The following is a 3542-nucleotide window of genomic DNA, read 5'->3' on the forward strand; positions in this document are numbered from 1 at the left end:
AGGCTCGTCACTGCCGCCGCGAGCGTCGCAGTCCGTGCCGCCGTCCGCGCCGCTGCTGAGGTCGCGCCGACTGCCGCGGCGCCGGCTGCGAGGATCCCACCCGGTGCACCCATGGAACCGATTCCACCACGGACCCCGGCGCCTCACGGCCGGATCCGCTAGAGGTGCTCGGTCACGTCCGCACCCTCGCGCAGTTCCTCGGAGAGCATCTGCATGGCCTGCGCCTGCTGCTCTGCCACCAACTGCTCCTCGACCTCGTCGCGCACCTGCTCGAGCGGGGGCAGTCCACCACCCGCCTGGCCGCCCGACATCGCCTGCTGCTGCGCCAACTGCTGGTAGGCGGCCTCGATCTCCTCGTCCGTGGCGGAGAACTCGCCGTACTCGTCGACGATGAGCTTCTCCACCAGGAGCTGCTTCTCGATCTGGTCCATCACGTCGTCGCGGTCCAGCCCCTGCTCGCCCATCGCGGCGAAGAACTCGTCCTCGCTGGCCTGGTTGGACTCGGCGAATCCGGCGAGCGCGGTGTCGATCTCGGCGTCCGAGACCTCGAGTCCGCGTTCCAGTGCCTCCTGCCGCAGCAGCTCGCTCCCGACCAACCCTTCGAGGGTCTGCGCCCTGAGCTGGTCCTCGTCCACCGGCTGGCCGGTCATCTGCGCCTGCATGGCCATCTGCTGATACTGGCCCTCGAAGACGGTGACGAACTCGTCCTTGGTGATCTCGGTGCCATTGACCTCGGCCACCGGATCGGGGATGTCGTCGGTGTTCGGGCCCGCGCCGTCCTGCGCGGGGTCGGTCTGCGGGTCGGCCTGCCCGGTCGCGGCGGTCGGCTCGGCCTGCGCGGCGTCGTCGCCGTCGCCCGGGGCACCGCAGCCCGCGGTGACGAGCACGGCTCCCGCAGCGACCGCGACCAGCCTCCTCGTGTTCTTCAGCACTCGATCTCCTGACGTTGATGGGTGCATCAGTCCGCCGAGGCTACACATCGGACTTAGGCGGGGCCTGTGCGCGGGACCCCTGAACGCGCGCGAATACGCCCGCTGCTCGCCAGCCGGCCGGCCCCGGTCGAACCAGGGCTACCATCGCCCGGGTGACCGACCACCCTGTGACTCCCGCGGCCGAACCGCCCGTGAGCACGGCACGGGTGCTCACCACCCTGATGGTCCCGCTGTTCATGGCGCTGCTCGCCCTGTCGGTGATCAACGTGGCGCTTCCCGTGATCGGCCCCGCTCTCGACGCCGGGTCCACCGGCCTGCAGTGGGTGGTCTCGGGCTATGCGCTGTCGTTCGGCCTGTTGTTGGTGCCGTCGGGACGACTCGGGGACGCGACCGGCCGCAAGCGGATCTTCCTCGCCGGCGTCGCCGTCTTCACCGCCGGGGCCGTCTTCGCCGGGTTCGCCCAGAACATCGAGATGCTCAACGCCGCGCGGGTGGTGCAGGGCATCGGATCGGGGATGCTCAACCCGCAGACCTTCGGGCTCATCCAGAAGTACTTCCGCGGAGCGGCCCGCGCCCGCGCGTTCGCCACCATGGCCACCACGGTCTCGGTGGCCACGGCCTCGGGCCCCCTTGTCGGTGGCCTGCTGATCGAGGCCCTGGGCGACGACCTGGGATGGCGCGCGATGTTCTTCGTCAACGTGCCGCTCGGCGTGATCGCCCTGGTGCTGGGGCAGAAGTGGCTGCCCGACGACCGCGCGCTGCCCCGGACCGACCGCGACGGACGCGACGTCGGCGGATCGAGAGCGCGCGCCGGCGCGTTGGGCTACCAGGAGGACGACGGCGACGTGGTCGCCGCTCCCGCCGCCCCGCCCACGCGTCCCAGGCGTCTGGACGTGGACCCGGTCGGCATCGTGCTGCTCGGGGCGGCCGTCCTCTCGGTGATGCTGCCCTTCCTCAACCGCGGCGCGAACCCCGCGATGTGGGCCCTGGTCCCGCTCGGGGTGGCCCTCCTGGGGGCCTTCGCCTGGTGGGAGCGCCGCTACGAGCGCATCGGTCGACCGCCGCTGGTCAATCCCGAGATCTTCCGCGATCCAGCGTTCCGCAACGGCATGATCATCGTCTCGATCTACTTCATGGGCGGGACCAGCCTGTGGATCGTCATGCCCATGTATCTGCAGTTCCACCTGGGGTACGCGCCGATCGACTCCGCGTTCGTGAGTCTTCCCGCCTCGATCTGCGCCGCGGTGTCCGCGCAGGTGGCGGGGCGTTTCGTGCTCACGCTCGGGCGGCGTTTGGTGATCGGGGGCTTCTGTCTCACCCTCACCGCGCTGGGCACGTTCATCCTGCTCGCGGGTCTGGTGGAGTCCGGTGCGGTGGGGTACCTGATCTTCATGGCGCCCGCCGCGCTGATGGGTACCGCGCAGGGCATGACCATCTCGCCCAATCAGACGCTCACGGTCCGCGCGGTCGATCCCGCGTACGGCGGGGTGGCCGGGAGCATCATCTCGCTGGGCCAGCGCATGGGCACCGCGATCGGCACGGCAGTGGTTCCCGGTGTGCTGTTCTGGATCGTCGAGTCCCAGGACGACTGGTTGCTGGCGTTCCGGGCGGCGCTGGGACTGATCGCGGTGTTGGCGGCGGGCGCGTTGGCGTTCAGCGTCGTCGACCGCCGCCGGGAGAAGCGCTGCGCCTGACTCAGGGGCTGAGTGAGGCTGCTGAGCAGAGCGCCTGCTCGCAGGCCTGGTGTGGAGCGGGGTCTCAGAGCCTCGCGGCCAGCTCCACGCCCTGCTTGATGGCGCGCTTGGCGTCGAGTTCGGCGGCCACATCCGCACCGCCGATCACGTGGACACCCGGTCCGCGGCTCTCCGCGCCCCGGGCCCGGATCAGCTCGTCTGCGAGATCCCGCACCGACTCCTGTCCCGCGCACACCACGACGGAGTCCACGGGCACCAACCGCGGCCGGCCGGCGTCGTCGAGGATGTGCAGCCCGTCGTCGTCGATCTTCTCGTAGGTGACCCCGGTGTACTGGTGCACGCCACCGGTCCTGAGCTCGGCGCGGTGGACCCAGCCGGTCGTCTTGCCCAGCCCGTTGCCGATCGAGGTGGTCTTGCGCTGGAGCAGGTGCACCTCGTGGGCGGGATCCGCCAGGACGGCGGTGCCCAGCCCCGCGCGTTCGACGGCGGGATCCACCACGCCCCAGTGCCGCTTCCAGGCCTCTACGTCGGTGGAGTGACCATGGGCGCGGTGGCCGTCGAGGGCCAGTCCGGACCCACCGGCGAGGAGGAACTCCGAGACGTCCACCCCGATCCCGCCGGCGCCGATCACCGCGACGCGACGCCCGGGCCTGCGGGCACCGGTGAGCAGCTCGGGGTAGGTCATGACCATCGGGTGGTCGGCGCCCGGGATCGTGATCTCCCGTGGGCGGACGCCGGTGGCCACCACCACGTGGTCGGCGTCGCCCAGGTCGGCGGCGGTGGCACGTCGGCCCAGGTGGACGGGGACCCCGAGAACGTCGAGGCGTCGGCTGAAGTAGGCCAGGGACGCGGCGAACTCCTCCTTGCCGGGTACGCGCATGGCGTAGCGGAACTGCCCGCCGATCTCGTCCTCGGC

3 protein-coding genes are annotated in these 3542 nt (G+C 71.0%); 1 reads left to right on the forward strand and 2 read right to left on the reverse strand.

Annotation, left to right across the window (positions count from 1 at the left end):
• Nucleotides 1-158: 158 nt before the first annotated feature.
• On the reverse strand, nucleotides 159-932 hold the full coding sequence (locus G6026_RS05615; protein WP_182612464.1) for a SurA N-terminal domain-containing protein: 774 nt from the start codon (nucleotides 930-932) through the stop codon (nucleotides 159-161).
• A 152-nt stretch (nucleotides 933-1084) separates the two neighbouring features.
• Between G6026_RS05615 and G6026_RS05620 the strand changes: the two genes are divergently transcribed.
• Complete coding sequence (locus G6026_RS05620) at nucleotides 1085-2626, forward strand: MFS transporter (RefSeq protein ID WP_182612465.1); 1542 nt, start codon at nucleotides 1085-1087, stop codon at nucleotides 2624-2626.
• A gap of 64 nt (nucleotides 2627-2690) precedes the next feature.
• Here the strand turns inward: G6026_RS05620 and G6026_RS17135 are convergent.
• Nucleotides 2691-3542 (reverse strand): FAD-dependent oxidoreductase (locus G6026_RS17135; RefSeq protein WP_241727953.1); only part of this gene is annotated, 852 nt, incomplete at its 5' end.

Origin of the sequence: Dietzia sp. DQ11-38-2 (assembly GCF_014145055.1) — a bacterium.
In the GTDB taxonomy this organism is placed as follows: domain Bacteria; phylum Actinomycetota; class Actinomycetes; order Mycobacteriales; family Mycobacteriaceae; genus Dietzia.